Origin of the sequence: Mesorhizobium sp. (genome assembly GCF_005063415.1) — a bacterium.
Lineage (GTDB): Bacteria > Pseudomonadota > Alphaproteobacteria > Rhizobiales > Rhizobiaceae > Mesorhizobium.
The window spans coordinates 18,447-35,292 of the sequence record NZ_SUEG01000033.1 but is presented as its reverse complement, the minus strand read 5'-3'; the positions used below and the strand labels follow the sequence as shown (position 1 = coordinate 35,292).

Genomic DNA, 16,846 nt, shown 5'->3' with positions numbered 1-16,846 from the left:
ATCGGCTAAGTTTGAAACGGATCGGACGCAGGTTTGCTGGACGCGACGGAATTTGTAGAAAACGACCAAAAAAATGTCGCATTTACAAATACTTACTGCGCCTGCGTGTAAAAGGGACAACTCAAGCTTGATCCCTATCCAACGGATCACCGCTTGAAAGGGTGGACATCGCAATGGAACATGGCGTCAACGACATCGACGCGCTGGTCAGGGAAGAAAAGCGCCTGACCGCCGTGGAAAGCCACAGCGAAGCCTGGGCAGAAGGATTGTCGGCCGGGATCGAGCCGGAAATCATCGCCGAGGCAGCCCTCGAAACGGCATTCGGCGAAATGCTGCGCACCAATGGCGAGACCTCGGCGCTTGCCCTGCTCGATCGCATGCGTGAAAAGGTGATTGCCGGGGCCTTCGAGCCCGAAAGGCTGCGGCACTGACCCCGGTTCTTTGACGACGGCGCGCCGCCGGACATCATGTCCGGGCACATGGATGGGCTGGAACCAGGGAGTAGCAGGCGGTGAATTTTTCGATATCAGGCAAGCCGCGCGGCCTGGTCCTCAGCATTTGGCTTACTGCTTCCTGCGCCACGATTCCCCTTGCACTGTTTCTTGCGAGCAGTCCCGCTCACGCCCTCAGCGAGATCAAGCGCGAAGACCTGCCTTCGCCGGTCACGCCGCCGCCGGACGGCGACATGTCGCCGCCTGGAAGTACCGTGCCGATGCCCGGCCCGCTCGGCACGACACCACCTGCAGCCAGCCAGCCGACTCCGTCCGACGAGCCAGAGCAAACCGAACCGAAAGGGCCAGCGGACGATGGTGGGATGGCCAATCCGCATGTCGATCCGGACGCGCCTGTGCCCGAAGTCGTCTACGACCTTGCCAAGTTGCCGGAACCGGTCAGGCGCATGCACGATCTGATCGTCGAGGCCTGCAAGAGCGGCGACATCGAAAGACTGCGGCCGCTGATCGGCACGGGCGACATCATGACCCAATTGTCGCTGGGCGACATGGAGGGCGACCCGATCGCCTTCCTGAAAGGCCTTTCGGGCGACACGGAAGGCCAGGAAATCCTCGCCATCCTGGAAGAGGTGCTCAATGCCGGCTATGTCCACGTCGATGCAGGCACTCCGCAGGATCTCTACGTCTGGCCGTATTTTTTCGCCCTGCCGCTGGACAAGCTCGATGCCAGGCAGCGGGTCGAGTTGTTCAAGATCGTCACCGCAAGCGACTATGACAACATGAAGCAGTTCGGTGCCTACATCTTCTACCGAGTCGGCATCACGCCGACCGGGCAATGGACGTTCTTCGTCGCTGGGGACTGAGTGGTCTAGCCTGGCCCTTATCGACGCAGGGAGCCTAGCGCGCCAACGCCTCGGAAAACTCCACCGCCCTGCCTTGGCCTGGCGTGGCAATCTCGCCTTCCCACATCACGCGTCGGCCACGAACGATGGTGCCGACCGGCCAGCCGGTCACCTGCCTGCCGTCATAAGGGGTCCAGCCGGCCTTGGAGCCTTGCTGGGCGTTGGCGATGGTCTCGCGGCGCTTCAGATCGACGATGGTCAGATCGGCGTCGTAGCCGGCGGCAATTCGGCCTTTCCTGGCGATGCCGAAGATGCGTTGCGGGCCATGGCTGGTCAGGTCGACAAAGCGCTGCAAGGTGAGTCGGCCGGCGTTGACATGGTCCAGCATGATCGGCACCAGGGTCTGCACGCCGGTCATGCCGGACGGCGACGCCGGATAAGGTTTTGCCTTCTCGGCCAGCGTGTGCGGCGCATGGTCGGAGCCGAGCACGTCGACAACGCCCTGCGCAATGCCCTGCCAAACCCCGTCGCGATGGCGCGTGGCGCGCACCGGCGGGTTCATCTGGATCAACGTACCGAGCTGCGCATAATCATCGGCGCTCAGCGTCAAATGATGCGGCGTCGCCTCGCAGGTCGCGACATCCTTGTGCTGTTCGAGGAAGCCTATCTCCTCGGCGGTCGAGATGTGCAGCACATGGATCCGGGCGCGGACCTGGCGCGCGATGCGCACCAGGCGCTCCGTGCAGCGCAATGCTGCGATCTCGTCGCGCCACACCGGATGTGAGGACGGATCGCCCGCGATGCGCTCGCCAAGCCGCTCGCGCAGCCGGAACTCGTCTTCGGAGTGAAAGGCGGCGCGGCGGCGTGTGTTCCTCAGGATCGAGGCAACGCCTTCGTCGTCCTCGACCAGCAGGTCGCCGGTGGACGAGCCCATGAACACTTTTATGCCGGCCGCACCCGGCAGCCGCTCGAGATCGCCAGCGTCTTTTGCATTGTCGCGGGTCCCGCCGACCCAGAAGGCAAAGTCGCAATGCATGCGGCCGGTGGCACGCCGCACCTTGTCGGCAAGGGTTGCCTCACTGGTGGTCAGCGGATTGGTGTTCGGCATCTCGAAGACGGCGGTGACGCCGCCAAGCACCGCTGCCCGCGAGCCCGTCTCCAAATCTTCCTTGTGCTCCAGTCCCGGCTCGCGGAAATGCACCTGACTGTCGACGACGCCCGGCAGGATGTGCAGCCCGCGGCAGTCGATCGTCTCGCCCGCCGACGCCTGGCGGAGGTCGCCGATGGCAGCGATGCGCCCACCATTGATGCCAACGTCGCGAAAACCCTCGCCGTCATGGTTGACCACGATGCCGCCTGTCAGGATGAGATCGTAGATGGGGGCCATGCGGATCCGGTCTCTTGCGGGGGAAGTGCCAGCGGCTTACGTAATGGCCGATAGTTTTGCAAGATCAGGCTCGTTTTCCCACCATGCCCTTTGCCTCGCTTAGAGATCGCGCACTCGTTTCCGTGTCTGGGCCGGATGCCGAGCACTTTTTGCAGAACATCCTGACCACCGACCTCGACGCGCTCGGCAGCAGCGAAGCAAAGCCCGGCGCGCTGCTGACGCCGCAAGGCAAGATCCTTTTCGACTTCCTGATCTCGCGCGCCGGCGAAAATGCTTTCCGGCTCGAATGCCGTGCTGAGACCGCCGATGACTTCATGCGCCGGCTGACGCTCTACAAGTTGCGCGCCAAAGTCCAAATTGGCAAGCTGGATCAGCCGGTTGTGACCGTCCTATGGGAAAGCGATTCAACTGCCTCGCAATTTGAATCAGCACCGTTTGCCGATGCGCGGTTTGTCGATGCTATCGTCAAGCGCTTCTATGATGGCACCGCAGAAGGAGGGGACCTTGCCGCATGGCAAGCCTTTCGCATCGCCCATGGCATTGCCGAAAGCGGCGCGGACTACCAGCTCGGCGACGCGTTTCCGCATGATGTACTGCTCGACGAGATCGGCGGTGTCGGCTTCAAGAAAGGCTGCTACGTCGGCCAGGAGGTCGTCTCGCGCATGCAGCATCGCGGCACTGCCAGGCGCCGAGTGTTGATTGTCTCGGCCGAACGCCCCCTGCCCACTTCGGGCGCAGAGTTGACGGTGGAGGGGCGACCAGTCGGCACGCTTGGCTCGACCGCCGGCAGGACAGGCCTTGCCATTGCCCGCATCGACCGGGTCAAGGCAGCGCTCGACGCCGGCCTGCCGATCCTGGCTGACGATGTCGCCGTGTCGCTCGCCATCCCGTCCTGGGCGAAATTCAGCTTTCCGCAGGAAGCCGTCGGCGCGGAGGACGCCTGATGGCGGCCGATCGCGCCGGGGCGCCGCCGCGCGCCTGGCAACGTATGCTGTCCGGGCGACGGCTCGATCTGCTCGACCCCTCGCCGCTCGACATCGAGATCTCCGATATTGCCCATGGCCTTGCCCGCGTCGCACGCTGGAACGGCCAGACCAGAGGCGACCACGCCTTTTCGGTCGCCCAACATTCACTGCTGGTCGAAACGCTTGTCGGTGAGCTGATGCCGGATGCCGACGCCGATATGCGGTTGGCGGCGCTGCTGCACGACGCGCCGGAATATGTCATCGGCGACATGATCTCGCCGTTCAAGTCCGTGATGGGCGGCAGCTACAGGGATTGCGAGATCAGGCTGCAGCGCGCCATCCATCTGCGCTTTTCACTGCCGGCCGAACTCGACGCGGGACTGCGCAAGGAGATCAAGCGAGCGGATCAGATCGCCGCCTATTTCGAAGCAACGCTGCTTGCGGGTTTTTCGACGGCAGAGGCGACGGAGTTCTTCGGCAGGCCGCGCGGCTTCAACGCCGAGCGCTTCGACGTCACGCCGCGCTCGGTGACTTGGGCGCAGAATGCCTTTCTCAAACGCTTTGCGACGATCGAAAAGTCGCGACGCCAGACTGCCGTTCCAGCCGGCTGAAAACGGTAAATTAACCGGCAGGGACAACAGTGCCGTGGTTAACCATGGTCCATAGGCTTGCCTCATGCCCGTTGCCGGTATCAAGGCTGGTTCGTCCGTCCGCCGACGGAGGGCCAAAGGCGTTGGTCAGCCGCAACCTATTGAAGACGAGCTGCGCGAACAGAACGAGCGTTTTTCGGCAGCGGTCGAGAACATGTCGCATGGCCTGTGCATGTTCGATGCCGATGAACGGATGATCATCTGCAACAGGAACTATATCAGCATCTTTCGCCTCGACGCCGAAGTGGTGCGGCCCGGCATCCGGTTTTTCGACATCCTCCAGCACAGCATGGATATCGGCATCGCCTCGCAAAGCGCTGAGCAACTCTATGCCATCCGCAAGCCCTATATCGACCAGGCAAAACCTTCCACCTATGAGGAAACGCTTGCAGACGGGCGTATCGTCAACATTTCGCACCGGCCGCTGGCGTCAGGCGGTTGGGTATCGATCTACGAGGACATCACCGAGCAACGGCGCGCCGAGCAGGAGTTGAAGGAGCAGCACCGCCGTTTCGACGCGGCTCTTGCCAACATGTCGCAAGGCCTTTTGATGTACGATGCGGACGGCAAGCTGATCGTGCGCAACGAACGTTTCCTGGAACTTTATCATGTCAGGCCGGCCGACTTCCCGCTTGGCATGAGTCACCATGATGCGTTCAAGCGGCTGCTGGAACTCGGCATTTATACAAAACTCGACCCCGACAGCGAAATCTCGCAAATCGAAGCCTGCCTGCGGGCGGGCAAAACACACGTAACGCATCGCCATCTCGCTGACGGCAGAACGCTGCTGGTTGCGCGCCGGCCGATGAGCGGCGGCGGCTGGGTCGCGACGTTCGACGACGTCACCGAGCGCAGGCGTGTGGAAGAGCGCATGACCCATCTCGCGCACCACGACACACTGACCAACCTGCCCAATCGCTCTATGCTTCGCGAACGGCTGGACCAAGCCCTCAGCGAGACGACAAACGGATCGCTGGCGATATTCTCGCTCGACCTCGACCACTTCAAGGCAGTCAATGATAGTTGGGGACACCCCGCCGGCGACTGGCTGCTGAAATGCGTGGCCGAACGGCTGCAACGGTGCCTGCGCAATGAAACGGACGTTGTCTCCCGCTTCGGCGGCGACGAATTCGTCATCATCCAGTTCAATCTCAAAAGCCCGGGCGACGCGGAAAAGCTGGCCAAACGCATCGTCGAGATCATCGGAAAGCCGTTTCGCGACAAGAGACACGACATGCGCGTCGGCATCAGTCTTGGCATCGCGCTGTTTCCGAATGACGGCAAGGACGCCGACACGTTGCTGAAAAACGCCGATATGGCGCTCTATCGGGCAAAGAGCGAAGGGCGCAACCTCTACCGCTTCTTCGAACCAGCCATGGACGCGATGGTGCGGGCACGCCGGGCGCTCGAAATCGATCTCAGGGCAGCGCTGTCGCGCCGCGAATTCGAGCTGGATTTCCAGCCGATCATGAATATCGCCTCCGGCGAAATCGCCGGTGCCGAAGCCTTGATGCGCTGGCGTTCGCCGGTGCGCGGCCTGGTGCGGCCGGACGACTTTATTCCGGCCGCCGAGGAGACTGGGCTGATCGTGCCGCTTGGAGAATGGGCGCTGCGAAAAGCCTGCACGACCGCGGCAGGCTGGGCGCCTTGGCGCATCGCAGTCAATGTCTCCGCCGTGCAGATCAAAAGCGGTACCTTTGCCCGCAGCGTCATTTCGGCACTGGCGTTCTCGGGCGTGCCGGCCAACCGGCTTGAACTGGAAATCACCGAAACGGTGCTGATGGACGAGAGCGATCTGGTGCTCAAGACACTCAGGCAGCTACGCGATCTGGGCGTCCGCATCGCACTGGACGATTTCGGCACCGGCTATTCCTCGCTGGGCTACCTCAGGCGCTTTCCCGTCGACAAGATCAAGATCGATCGTTCCTTCATCAGCGATATCGACAGCCGCGATACCGCGGCGATCGTGCGCACCATCATCGGGCTTGGCGCACAGCTGGGCATCACCGTCACCGCCGAAGGTGTCGAGACCGAAGCGCAGTTTGAATTCCTGAAAAAGGAGGGCTGCGTCGAGGCTCAAGGCTATTTGATCGGCGTGCCGTCAAATGCGTCGGACATCAATCGGCTGCTGAGGTCGAGCGCGACGATCCGGCAATCCGGCTGAGTGCGGCAGCCTGGCGAGCCGGCGGCTCAGCCTGGACATCTGCCATCAATACAATTTCTGGATATTGCTCGTCGAAGCGCGGGTCAGAGGTGTCCGCTCAATGCCTCCACCATATCCTTGTTCGTCGCCACGGGAACGATCTCGAATTCGACCAGATCCGCCCATTCGATGACCCACCGCTGCAGGAGCGTGATGTCATCGGCTTCCACCAGCAGGAAACAGCGGCTCATGTCCGCTGCGATCCAGCTGTGGTGCACGAGGAGCGCGTCCGGCTTCAGGCGGCCCTGGTCGCGGAAACGGCGGTAGATCTCCTCACGGTCGCAGCCGCGAAAATCCTCGGTTACGAAGAACAGCATCTTTTTCCCCTCAATTCGGATGTCATCGGCCCGGCCGGTCCAGCCGCTCCAGGAACCACTGCGTCAGCCGCACCCAGACGTCGTCTTTCTCGCCGGAGTCTTCCCAGCCGTGGTCGAGGTTGGGGTTGTCGTTGACCTCGATGACGAAGACGCCGTCCTTGGTTTCCTTGAGGTCGACGCCGTAGAGGCCGTCGCCGATGCAGCGCGCCGCGCTCACCGCCGTCTCGACGACATGGGCCGGCGCTTCCTTCAGGGTGAAGGTCTTGATGCCGCCCTGGTCGGGCTTGCCGTTGGCCTTATGATTGACGATCTGCCAATGTTTCTTGGCCATCAGATAATGGACGGCAAACAAAGGTTGGCCGCCGAGGACGCCGACGCGCCAGTCATATTCCGTCGGAATGAATTTTTGTGCGATCAGGAGGTCGGAATCCTCCAGCCATTCGGTTGCGAGCGTTTTCAACTCTTCGAAGGTGCCGCATTTCTTGACGCCGCGCGAAAACGAGGAGTCCGGGATCTTCAGCACCAGGGGGAAGCCCAGCGTCTGTGCCGCAACTTCCAGGTCCGAGGTGCCGGCAATCATCACCGTCGGCGGCACCGGTACCTTGTTGTAGGTCATCAGCTCGTTGAGATAGACCTTGTTGGTGCAGCGGATCATCGACAGCGGATCGTCGATGACCGGCATACCTTCCTGCTGGGCGCGGCGGGCAAAGCGGTAGGTGTGGTTGGAGATCGAGGTGGTCTCGCGGATGAACAGCGCGTCGTAGTTGGCGAGCTTGGCCAGATCCCGCTTGGTGATCGGCTCGATTTCGACGCCCATCTTTTCAGCGATCTTGGCCCAGTGGCGCAGCGACGAAATCTCCGACGGCGGCAGTTCCTCATGCGGATCGACCAGCGTGGCGAAAGTGTAGCGCGCCGGCGTGCGGCCCTTGGTGTCGCGCCACTCGCGGTTGGTGTAGGTCTCCAGGCACTGGAGAAAGTGCGTTTCCTCGTCCTCGGTCATCCTGGCCAGAGGATGGAAGCCGATCTTGCGGATCGAGGCCCATTCGGCGCTGTCCCTGATGTGGACCTCGAGCGCCGGGGCACGAAACCAGTCGAACAGCAGCTTGGCGAAGCGGTCCCAGATCCTGGACGGTCCTATGCCGAAGAAGATGCAGACCTTCTGCGGGAAAGCGCCGCCCAAATCCTTGCGGCACTTGTTGAGTGCGAGTTCGAGTTCCGGCAACGCGTGCTCGTAGAGCTTGCGCTCCGACAGATCGATCATCGTCTCGACAGTCGGGATGACCTTGTGGCCACGCGAACCGGCGAGCAGCGAAGCGTAATAGCCGCGGCTCTGGTAGCCGTAATTGTTCGACAGGTTGATAACCTTCGGCCGCTGACCGCGAAACAGTGCCGGATGGGCAAGGTAGTCGCGATTGGTGATGATCTTGTGCGGCGTCGCCACCTGATCGAGATCGTTCTGCCGGCCGGTAAGGATGACCCAGGTCATTGGCTGTCGCGCTTTCCGAGAGTGATGGCGGCGCGCAATCCGTCGCGGCCGAATTGCGCCATGTTCATGAAGATGCCGTAAGGCACGGGAATGTTGGCAGCATCGAGGATCGTCTCCTGCCGCTCGTCCTCGACCCAGGGGTCGTGGATCAGGATATGATCGCCATCGTCACCGATGGCCAATACCCAGTGCGGAACCTTCTTGCCGAACATCAGGAAGCCGCTGATCAGGACCAGTACCAGTTTTCCCTCTGCGATCGCGGTGCGAATGTCGTCAAGCCCGAATGAACGGTAATTCACCGGGATGCCGTAAAGTTCCGCGCGGCGTCGAAAGTCGACCTGCGCCAGTTCCATCACCCGGCGCTTGTCTTCACTGCGCACCGACTGCAGGAACAGCGCGCCGTAGAAGGAGACATAGATCTCAGCAGCAAGCCCGCTCTCATAGCCGGCGACGGCAAGCCCGAACGGCTCGCAGCCGCCGGGGCCGGACATCATGAAAACGGTCGTCGCCTCACGCCACAGCCGGATTTCCATCACCGGGTCCGGCACGAATCCGGGGCCGAAGTAAGCCATCGCCATCATCAGGCAGCATGGTCCGCAGGTGAATTCGCAAGTCTGCTGATAAAACGGCACTTCGGTGGCGACCGGAATGTCGCCGCGCAAGGTCTTTTCATAGCGCAGCGCCGTGGCGCCATCCTCGTAATAGTCCAGTTCGCGGCCGATCTTGCGGTAGCCGCTCTGCTCGTAGATCTGGATCGCGCGCGGATTGTCCTGGCGGACTTCCAAACGAAGCATCATGCGGCCGTGCTCGAAAGCGGCGGCCTCGGCCTCTTCCAGCAGCAGCCGGCCAACGCCACGGCCGCCGAAAAATGGACCGACGGCGATCGAATAAAGCCGCGCGACGCCGCTGCCCTTGCGAAACAGCACGACTGCATAGCCGGCGACGCGGCCATCGCTTTCGCCAACCAGCAGTTCGGCGGTGTCGCGTTCGATCAGTTGGCGAAAGGAGCGGCGAGAAATGCGATCGCTCGAGAAAACGGCTTTTTCGATGGCGGCGAGGTCATCGACGTCGGACGCGCGGGCCTTGCGAATCTCGGCAGGCATGCGGGCTGAGAAAACCTCGATTGGGTTGTGGAAACGGCCCTAGTCTAAACATCGGTCACACCAGCCGAAGTGCCAGCATTCAGCAAGCGCTATCGCACCTCGATTAGGGCCGAATTGTGACAGTTTTGACGGCAGGCAGGTCGCGGAAAGGCTTTGAAGGACCTCCGTGTTTAAGTATGGGCGCGGCTCCGGAAAAACGAGAGCCTGATTAGCTTTGCAAGCCCGCCAGAAGCTGGCCATAGGCGCTCTTGGCCACCGCGGCCAGCCGCTCGCGCGGCAGCGAGCCGACGACGGCGCAGCCATAACCCTTGTCCAGCCAGTAGACAGCCGCAGGACCATCTTCCTCCGACCCATAAGTGCCCTTGGCCTTGGCTGCCGATTCGGCGGTGACGAAGAGTGATATGCGCTCGCCCTTGTCGTCCTCATAAAGCAGCATCGCGGCCTTGCCCTGGCCGGCAGGCAGCAGCCGGCCACCGACCAGTTGGAATCCTTGCGCCGCCAGATCCGGTGCAACGAGCTTCAAACCCACCTGGTTCGACAACCAGCTCTGCAAATGATCCTTGTCGCTTGCCGGCACTTCCACCGCATGCCGCTTTTCGGCGGCATAGATGACGTGGGCGGCGATCGCCTCTTCGGCAAGCTGGTCCTCGGCCGTGTTTTCCAGGCCAAGGCGGCCGATGCCGGCAAGATAGCCGCCAGCGCCGCCAATCACCAGGATAGCGGCAGCGGCGGCCGCAAGCCACCAACGCGAGCGCGACGGCGCCGCTCTCACCACCGGCGCCTCGCCTTGCACCACCTTGCTCAGCCGCACCGGGACGGGTTCGTCCAGCACGCCGTTAAAGGCTGCGCGCAACGCTGCCCGGTCGGCGGCGTAGCGTGCGCTCTTGGCCTTCATCTCGGCATTGGCCTCGAGCCATGCCTCATAGGCCGTCCGCTCGTCGCCCGGCAACTCGCCATCGAGAGCCATGTGGATGTCGCGTTCGGAGAAATCGCGCCGGCTCATTTCTAGACGATCCTTATCGAGCGGCGGCGCGCGGTATCATCCAGCAGCGCGCGCAGTTCCTCACGCCCGCGCGCGATGCGCGACATTAAGGTGCCGGCGGGAACTCCAAGGATGTTGGCGGCTTCGGCATAGGAAAACCCTTCGATGGCGACCATCACAAGCGCCGCGCGCCGGTCCGGGCTGATCGCCTGCAGCGCGTCGACGATCTCGCGTGAGGCGATGCTCTCGACCTGCTCGGCGGGTGCTGCCTGCGCCTCGCTTGCCTCGAGCGGCAGCATCGCCGCCTCGCCGCGCCGGTTCACCTTGCGCATCTGGTCGATGAACAAATGGTGCATGATCGTAAACAGCCACCTCCTGGGGCTTTCTCCTGTCTGCCAATTGTCGAGCCGCACAAGCGCCCGCTCGAGACAATCCTGGACGAGATCGTCGGCGGAATCGCGGTCGCGCAACAGCGAGCGTGCATAGCGGCGCAGACGCGGTATTTCTCCAAGGATTGCTGCCTTCTTTTCGTCCATGACCGCTGGTTCTGGGGCCCCTGTCCGTGGTGATTGAACGCGCCTTTGCAGCGCGGCGCAAGCGGCCAGCGCGAAGCGGTCCGCCGCCCCGGTCACCCAAGCAACTGAATAACGCTGCCAGTGGCAGGTTTATTCCCGGCTTGCATCCGATTGTCAAAACGCCGGTTACGCCAGATCCGTCTGAAGAAAATCGTCGCCCTTGTAGAGCAACGGAAGATTTAGGGCCTTTGCGCAGGCGTAGGCGAAGCAATCGCCAAAATTGAGATCGGCCGGATGACCGACCGCCTTGCCGTAGCGGATGCTCGCGTCGGTAGCGCGCGCGCCGATGTCCTCGTCGATAGGTACATTGCGGGCACTGATTTCGACAATGAACGAATCGACCAGATCGCGCGCCACGGCCAGCAATTCGGGCGTCGGCTTTTTGGAAACGGCGTTTATGCGTCCAAGGGCAAGTGTCGCCTCGAGCCGAACAAGCGCAGAAATATGCAGCGGACTGCCGGCACCAGAGATTCGCTTGAGCAATTCCGCCCAACCCGGTTCCTTGGCGAGAATGGCGACGATGACCGACGCATCGACGAACATCAATCTTCCCACATCTCGTCGGTGAACGCCTTCATGTCGAAGTTGGGATCGGGCGGCCCCAACGCAGCATACCTGGCCTGTAGCGCCGCAATTCTGTCGCGCAGGGGCTTGCGGGCGCGGTTGCGCTCGAGCTCGTGCAAAAGCGCGGTCCGCACTGCTTCCGTCTTGCTCGGGGCGTTGGTCTCACGCTGCAGTTTTGCGGCCAGCGCATCCACCTCGTCGTCGCGAATATAGAGAGGCAACTGAATATCTCCTTTGGAATATTCACATATTCCATCTTGAATATTCATGCAACTTGACCCTTACGTCCCTTTCGCTGCTCTTGTCAGCAGACGCTGATAGAACAAGCCGATGCCGATGAGCACCGCGCCGAGGCCGATGAAGGACAGCGCCCGCAGCACGCCTTCCAGCTCCGACATGTCGAAGACGAAGACTTTGAGCACGGCGACCGAGATCAGCGCCGCCGATGCTATGCGCAGCACCTGGGACTTCAGCCAGACACCGGCGGTGAGCAGCACCACGCCGATGACCAGCCACAGTGCCGAATAAGTATAGGTCTCGAGTTGGCCGAGACCGCTCCACAGCCCGATGAACTCGCCCTTGAACAGGCGCCTGACCGACAGCGTGGCATAGGCAAACGCGAGCACCGCCGCCACCACCGCCAGCATCGCCGCATACCATTGCGGCCGCTTGTCACGGGCATAGAGTGCCAATGCGCCTGCCGCAACCGCCGGCAAGAGGTAGGCGAGGAGCAGAAGGTTGAACACCGGAATGCTGCCGGTCGATTCATCCGTCAGCAACGGGTTCAGCGCCAGAAAATGCTGGAGGACGATGAAAGCGACCGAGACCACGCCCGCTGCAATCGAGCCGTAGCGCAGCACCGAACTTGGCGAGCGCATGTCTATGGCGACCATGATGGCACCCGCACCGATTGCGATCAGCGTGTAGATCGCCTGTTCGGCAAGCGTCGCAGCAGCCGTATCGATGACGCCGCCATGCATGGCATGGCGCACCAGCATGGCGACGGTGAGCAGGGCAAACAGCGCGGCGCCGGCCTCCACGGCGAGGCGCGGCCGGCCATTGGTGGTGCGGGCGAGTTGCCAGGCGGCAAAGCCGAAGGCGAGCGCCGGCACGCCATATCCAAGCAGCAGCCAGTTGAACACCGGCGTCTTCGACAGGAACTCGGCACCGACGATGGTCGGGTCGAAGGCAACGCGGCCGAGCACGGCAATCACCGCACCAACCGAAATCCAGCCAAGCACCGGATAGCTACGCCAGCGCGTTGCCAGCGCCGGCACGACGGCGGCTGCTCCGAGCAGGGTGGTTGTCCAGCCCGAACCAAAGGCCATGTGCAGCATCAGCAGGCCGGCAATCGCCGCCCCGCCGAGCGCGAGGGAGACAGCAGCGCCGCCGGTTAGCGGCGGCGCTTCGCCGCGCGCTATCCACTCGCCGCCGGCGACGAAGACTCCGACCAAAACGGCTGCGACCGCCGCATAAGCAAGGTCACGGTCGAGATTGCCGAAGGTAGACCAGAGCGCCAGCAGGATGACCAGTGGCGCGACAGCGCTCCAGGCCGCCCATGCGGCGGCACGCAGCCAGGCAGGGGCCGCAAAACGGCGCGCCGCCCAAAAGCCGGCGCCGATGAAGACCAGGCCCAGCGCGATGCCGATCCTGAGCATCAAGGCATCGGACGCCACAACCGGCACGCCATCGACACCGAGAGCGCCGCCCGAAAAATCGACGGCGACCGTGGTCGGCGGAATGATGCCGAGATAGACCAGCACCGTCGCCAGCCCGGCGGCGTGCAGCAGTGCCAGCGCCCGCGGCCGATAGAGCGCCACCGCCACCAGGGCTGCGACAAGGGCTGCGCCCTGCAAGGCATCGCCGGCGGCGGCAAAGACCGGATCGACGAACAGGGCCAGCGCCGAGAGGCCGACGAAGAAGCCCGGCGCGATCGACGGCCAATCGAAGCCGCTGCCGGCGACCGCTTCGCCGCGACGGCCAAGCCAGACAAAGGCAAGCACGGCCAGGGTCGCCGCGTTGATGAAGAGGATCGCTGAAAGGTCGGCCGCCGGCGCGTCGGTCATGTAGAGGATGGTCCAGATGCCGCTAGCGACGAAAGCCGCCGCCATCAAAAGCCTCCAGTCGCGGATGCGGGCGATGACGCCGGTGGCGGCGAGCACGATCGCCAGGTAGCCGAACAGCGCCCACGGATTGGGCGCCTGCGAGGCGACCAGTAGCGGCGTCACCATGGCGCCGAGCAGGCCGACGCCGGCCAGCGCCTGACCGTGGACCAGGCTAGCCGCGATCGTCGCCACGCCGATGGCGCCGAGCAGCGTGAAAGCGAGCGTCGGGCCGATGAAGCCATAAATGCTGTACGCCGCGTAGACGGTACCGAACAGGATGAAGGCGCCGGCCGCCGTCAGGATCGCCGGGATATAGGCACCGGCGGCACCTTGCACCGGCACCCTGAAGCCGGTGCGCCGGATGAACTCGCCGCCGGCGACCAGCACCAGCCCGAGTGCCGCCGCCATGGCAAGCCGCACGCGTGGCCCGAAAATGCCGGCCTCGATGGTGTAGCGGATCAGGAACAGGCCGCCCAGCGCCAGCGCGATGCCGCCGACCCAGACCGCCCAGCGGGTACCGAGAGCCGTTTCGACGTCGGACTGGCGGGCGGCCTTCGCCGCTGCCGCCGGTTGCGCCGACTCCGGTGCGGACGGCGCCGTTGTATCGGCATCGGCCTCTGTGGCTGATGCTACCGCTGCGGTCCCTGGCGATGCGGCCATGTTGGCTGCGGCCGCCGGCGGCATTGCGGCATCCGCCGATTTGCTGTCGTTTGCAGCCGGTTCCTTGGCTTGCGGCGGCAGCACAGGCGTGCCTGAAAGCACAAGGCTGCGCAAGGCGCCAAGCTCGCGCTCGATCAGGCCGATGCGGCTCTGCTGGCGTGAAATGATGACGAACAGGGCGATGATGGCGACGAGGCCAATCAGGCTTTCAAACATGGCGGTTCCCCCAAACCAAGCCAGTTGTCACTGACATTCAATCTTCAGTGACATTCAAATGCGGCGGCCAAACGGCCGGTCCATTCAACGTGCCGCCAGATTGGCCGCCGCAAAGATCGAGCATGTTTCGGTGCCGAAAGCCAGCAGCTTGCCATTGGCGTCCTTCAGCGCCGCTTCCGAAACCGCCAGCGTGCGGCCTTGTGCACCACATTCCACCTCGCCCGTCCTTGGCGTGATCGGCCGCGTCAAATTCACTTTGAACTCGGCCGTCGCACAGGCCTCGCCCACCTGCGGAATGGTGCGGCGAAAATTGTCGGGATCAGGTTCAACTTCGCTCATCTGGTGGTTTCCCCGGTGGCAGTTTCCCCGGCGCTTGCCTTGCCGGATTCATGGCCGGGTGCATGATGCCTGCGCAAGGCGGCGAGAAAGCCGGCGCGGGCGCCGGGAGGCTCGATGCCGCGCGGCTCGTAGACATGGCGGGTCAAAAAGAAGCCGGTCAGCCGGAAAGCGTCCTCGATCGCCGCCGGATCGGCGCGCAGCCCGGAGCCGCGCTGCAGGAAGGCAGGCAGCGCCAGCATCTTGTCGCGCCACGGCGCGCCCGCCGCCCGCGACACGGCGCGGCCGGATTTCGGCGAGACATAGGCAAGGTCCTGCCTGGTGCCGGTCGATGCACACTGGCTGAGATCGAGGCCGAAACCGAGTTCGTCGAGTACCAGCAGTTCGAAGCGGGCCACCAACTCGCCGGCGGCATCGGCATCGTCGAGATGAGCGATCATCACCGCAAGCGTCTCATAGAGACCGCCATGGGCGTCGCGCTCAGGCAGAAGACGCAAATGCGCGGCCATCGTCTGCAGGCCGTAGACGGCAACGGCGCTGTCCATCAGCCGGGCGGCGTTCATCTCGATGGCCTCGACCTGGAAGGTGCCGAGATGCTCGTCGAGCCGCGCCCGCCACAACAGGTCGACGCGATTGCCGGGCTGCAAAACAGGCTGCTGTTTGCGCGAACGGCCGCCGCGCACGAGACCGAGATGGCGGCCATGCGCACGTGTCATCACCTCGAGAATGGCGCTGGTTTCGCCATGCTTGCGGGTGCCGAGAATGATTCCCTCGTCGCGCCATTCCATGATGAGAGCTTGTCACCGGTTGGATGGCGAAATCAAGATGACGACTTATCCGCCGCCAAACCAAAACGGCCCGTAGCGTATCGCTACGGGCCGTTTTTTGCGAGATCGTCGTTTGATCAGAACGAGCGCTGGAAGCGGAAGATGCCGCCGATTGCGTCGGCATCGTCGGCATCGAAATTGTCGTAATAATCGACTTCGGCGGTGATCGTGTAACCAGGAACGATGGTGTAGGCGACGTTGGCCGCAACGGCGAAGTCTTTGTCGTCGGTATAGGAGACCTGGGCGTTCAAAGCGGTCTTCTTGTTGACGGCATAGCTGCCGCCGCCCCAGACGGCAAAGTTGCCAGTCCACGGTTTGTAAAAGTTCTTTGCGACGTTGTCGTCGCTGCCGTAGCCCGCCATCACGAACAGGGTCAGGTCAGTAATCGGCTTGACGTCGAGGCGAGCTTTGCCGGCCCATTCTTCCGACGTGCTGTTATAGGCGCCGACCGCGGTGATCGCACCCCAGTCACCCTTGTATTTCACGCCGCCGACGACAAACGGAACGTAGCTGTCGATCGACTGGTCAGCGCCGGAGCCCGTTTCGACCGAGGCGACTGCCGTAAAGCCATTACCGCCGTCGAAATAGTAACTGATCAGGTTGGTGTCCTTGGTACCGTAAGGAATGATAGTGTCCTGGACGACGCTGCCGGCGTAGCCGATGAACGAATCATAGACAGTTTCATCCTTACCGACGCGGAAACCTCCAAGCTGGATCCAGGCGAAGTTCAGGGTAACCGCCTTGTTGTCCTGCACGCTGAAATCAACACCGCTCACGGTGCGTTTGGTATTGCCGAAGTTGAAACGGGTCTCGGTGTACGTCTTCAACGTGCCGAGTTCGGTTTCCTGGCCGGTCCACGTCTTCAGATTGAAGCGGGCATTCTTGTTCCAGGTCTGCTGCTCGTCACCGTCCATAAGGTCGTGTGTCGTCGCGCCGTCGAAAACGCGGCCACCGTCGCCGAAGCTGGCGTCATAGCGGACATAGCCGCCGATGCGCAGGCAGGTCTCGGTGCCGGGGATGTAGTAGTAGCCAGCACCGTAGACGTCGCAAATCTTGACGTATTCAGCGGGTTCCGGCTCGGCGACGACGACGGCGTCGGCGGCGCGCGCACCGGAGACCGCGACGAATGCCGCGGCTGAGCCGAGAAGAAGGCTCTTGATATTCATTTTCTGACCT

At 62.8% G+C, this 16,846-nt stretch carries 17 protein-coding genes; 5 read left to right on the top strand and 12 right to left on the bottom strand.

The annotated features are described in order from the left end of the window. The first annotated feature begins 173 nt into the window (after positions 1-173). Both E5W70_RS11795 and E5W70_RS11790 read left to right on the top strand, forming a co-directional pair. Positions 174-431: a hypothetical protein gene (locus E5W70_RS11795; protein ID WP_023677749.1), complete on the top strand. Its 258-nt coding sequence runs from the start codon at positions 174-176 to the stop codon at positions 429-431. A gap of 80 nt (positions 432-511) precedes the next feature. Continuing rightward, positions 512-1,315 (top strand): hypothetical protein, encoded by an 804-nt coding sequence (locus E5W70_RS11790; RefSeq protein ID WP_292657978.1) that lies wholly within the window; start codon positions 512-514, stop codon positions 1,313-1,315. 34 nt (positions 1,316-1,349) lie between these two features. On the opposite strand, the gene E5W70_RS11785 is transcribed toward E5W70_RS11790, so the two are convergent. Then, the gene (locus tag E5W70_RS11785) at positions 1,350-2,681 is read right to left on the bottom strand and encodes a dihydroorotase (RefSeq protein ID WP_292657975.1); all 1,332 of its coding nucleotides are present in this window, start codon (positions 2,679-2,681) and stop codon (positions 1,350-1,352) included. 83 nt (positions 2,682-2,764) lie between these two features. On the opposite strand from E5W70_RS11785, the gene E5W70_RS11780 reads away from it, so the two are divergent. The 3 genes from E5W70_RS11780 to E5W70_RS11770 all read left to right on the top strand — a co-directional run bounded on the left by E5W70_RS11780 (position 2,765) and on the right by E5W70_RS11770 (position 6,460). Continuing rightward, positions 2,765-3,625 carry a folate-binding protein YgfZ gene (locus tag E5W70_RS11780; protein ID WP_292657972.1) on the top strand — a complete coding sequence of 287 codons (861 nt, stop codon included), beginning with the start codon at positions 2,765-2,767 and terminating at the stop codon, positions 3,623-3,625. Continuing rightward, a complete protein-coding gene (locus tag E5W70_RS11775) occupies positions 3,625-4,257 on the top strand; it encodes an HD family hydrolase (RefSeq protein ID WP_292657969.1) in 633 nt (210 codons plus the stop codon). The genes E5W70_RS11780 and E5W70_RS11775 overlap by 1 nt, the downstream gene beginning before the upstream one ends. A gap of 64 nt (positions 4,258-4,321) precedes the next feature. Next, entirely contained in the window at positions 4,322-6,460 is a 2,139-nt protein-coding gene (locus E5W70_RS11770; protein WP_292657965.1) for an EAL domain-containing protein, read from the top strand. Between the two features lie 83 nt (positions 6,461-6,543). Here the strand turns inward: E5W70_RS11770 and E5W70_RS11765 are convergent, their stop codons facing one another. From E5W70_RS11765 to E5W70_RS11715, 11 genes are all read right to left on the bottom strand, one after another. After that, positions 6,544-6,816, bottom strand: coding sequence for a DUF3303 family protein (locus tag E5W70_RS11765; RefSeq protein WP_292657961.1), 273 nt, complete (start codon positions 6,814-6,816; stop codon positions 6,544-6,546). A gap of 22 nt (positions 6,817-6,838) precedes the next feature. Further along, a complete protein-coding gene (locus E5W70_RS11760) occupies positions 6,839-8,302 on the bottom strand; it encodes a RimK family protein (protein ID WP_292657957.1) in 1,464 nt (487 codons plus the stop codon). Next, complete coding sequence (locus E5W70_RS11755; RefSeq protein WP_292657954.1) at positions 8,299-9,405, bottom strand: peptidase C39 family protein; 1,107 nt, start codon at positions 9,403-9,405, stop codon at positions 8,299-8,301. Before E5W70_RS11755 ends, E5W70_RS11760 begins: the two co-directional genes overlap by 4 nt. A gap of 208 nt (positions 9,406-9,613) precedes the next feature. Beyond that, the gene (locus E5W70_RS11750) at positions 9,614-10,408 is read right to left on the bottom strand and encodes an anti-sigma factor (protein ID WP_292657951.1); all 795 of its coding nucleotides are present in this window, start codon (positions 10,406-10,408) and stop codon (positions 9,614-9,616) included. A gap of 2 nt (positions 10,409-10,410) precedes the next feature. Then, a complete protein-coding gene (locus tag E5W70_RS11745; protein ID WP_292657948.1) occupies positions 10,411-10,923 on the bottom strand; it encodes a sigma-70 family RNA polymerase sigma factor in 513 nt (170 codons plus the stop codon). A 165-nt stretch (positions 10,924-11,088) separates the two neighbouring features. Further along, positions 11,089-11,508: a type II toxin-antitoxin system VapC family toxin gene (locus E5W70_RS11740; protein ID WP_292657945.1), complete on the bottom strand. Its 420-nt coding sequence runs from the start codon at positions 11,506-11,508 to the stop codon at positions 11,089-11,091. After that, a complete protein-coding gene (locus E5W70_RS11735; protein WP_292658021.1) occupies positions 11,505-11,747 on the bottom strand; it encodes a type II toxin-antitoxin system VapB family antitoxin in 243 nt (80 codons plus the stop codon). Before E5W70_RS11735 ends, E5W70_RS11740 begins: the two co-directional genes overlap by 4 nt. 60 nt (positions 11,748-11,807) lie before the next feature. Then, positions 11,808-14,507 (bottom strand): DUF2339 domain-containing protein, encoded by a 2,700-nt coding sequence (locus E5W70_RS11730; protein ID WP_292657943.1) that lies wholly within the window; start codon positions 14,505-14,507, stop codon positions 11,808-11,810. An 84-nt stretch (positions 14,508-14,591) separates the two neighbouring features. Further along, positions 14,592-14,846 carry a hypothetical protein gene (locus tag E5W70_RS11725; protein WP_292657941.1) on the bottom strand — a complete coding sequence of 85 codons (255 nt, stop codon included), beginning with the start codon at positions 14,844-14,846 and terminating at the stop codon, positions 14,592-14,594. Continuing rightward, a complete protein-coding gene (gene recO, locus E5W70_RS11720) occupies positions 14,843-15,631 on the bottom strand; it encodes a DNA repair protein RecO (RefSeq protein ID WP_292657938.1) in 789 nt (262 codons plus the stop codon). Before recO ends, E5W70_RS11725 begins: the two co-directional genes overlap by 4 nt. Before the next feature lie 116 nt (positions 15,632-15,747). Beyond that, entirely contained in the window at positions 15,748-16,836 is a 1,089-nt protein-coding gene (locus tag E5W70_RS11715) for a porin (RefSeq protein ID WP_292658018.1), read from the bottom strand. Positions 16,837-16,846: the final 10 nt, after the last annotated feature.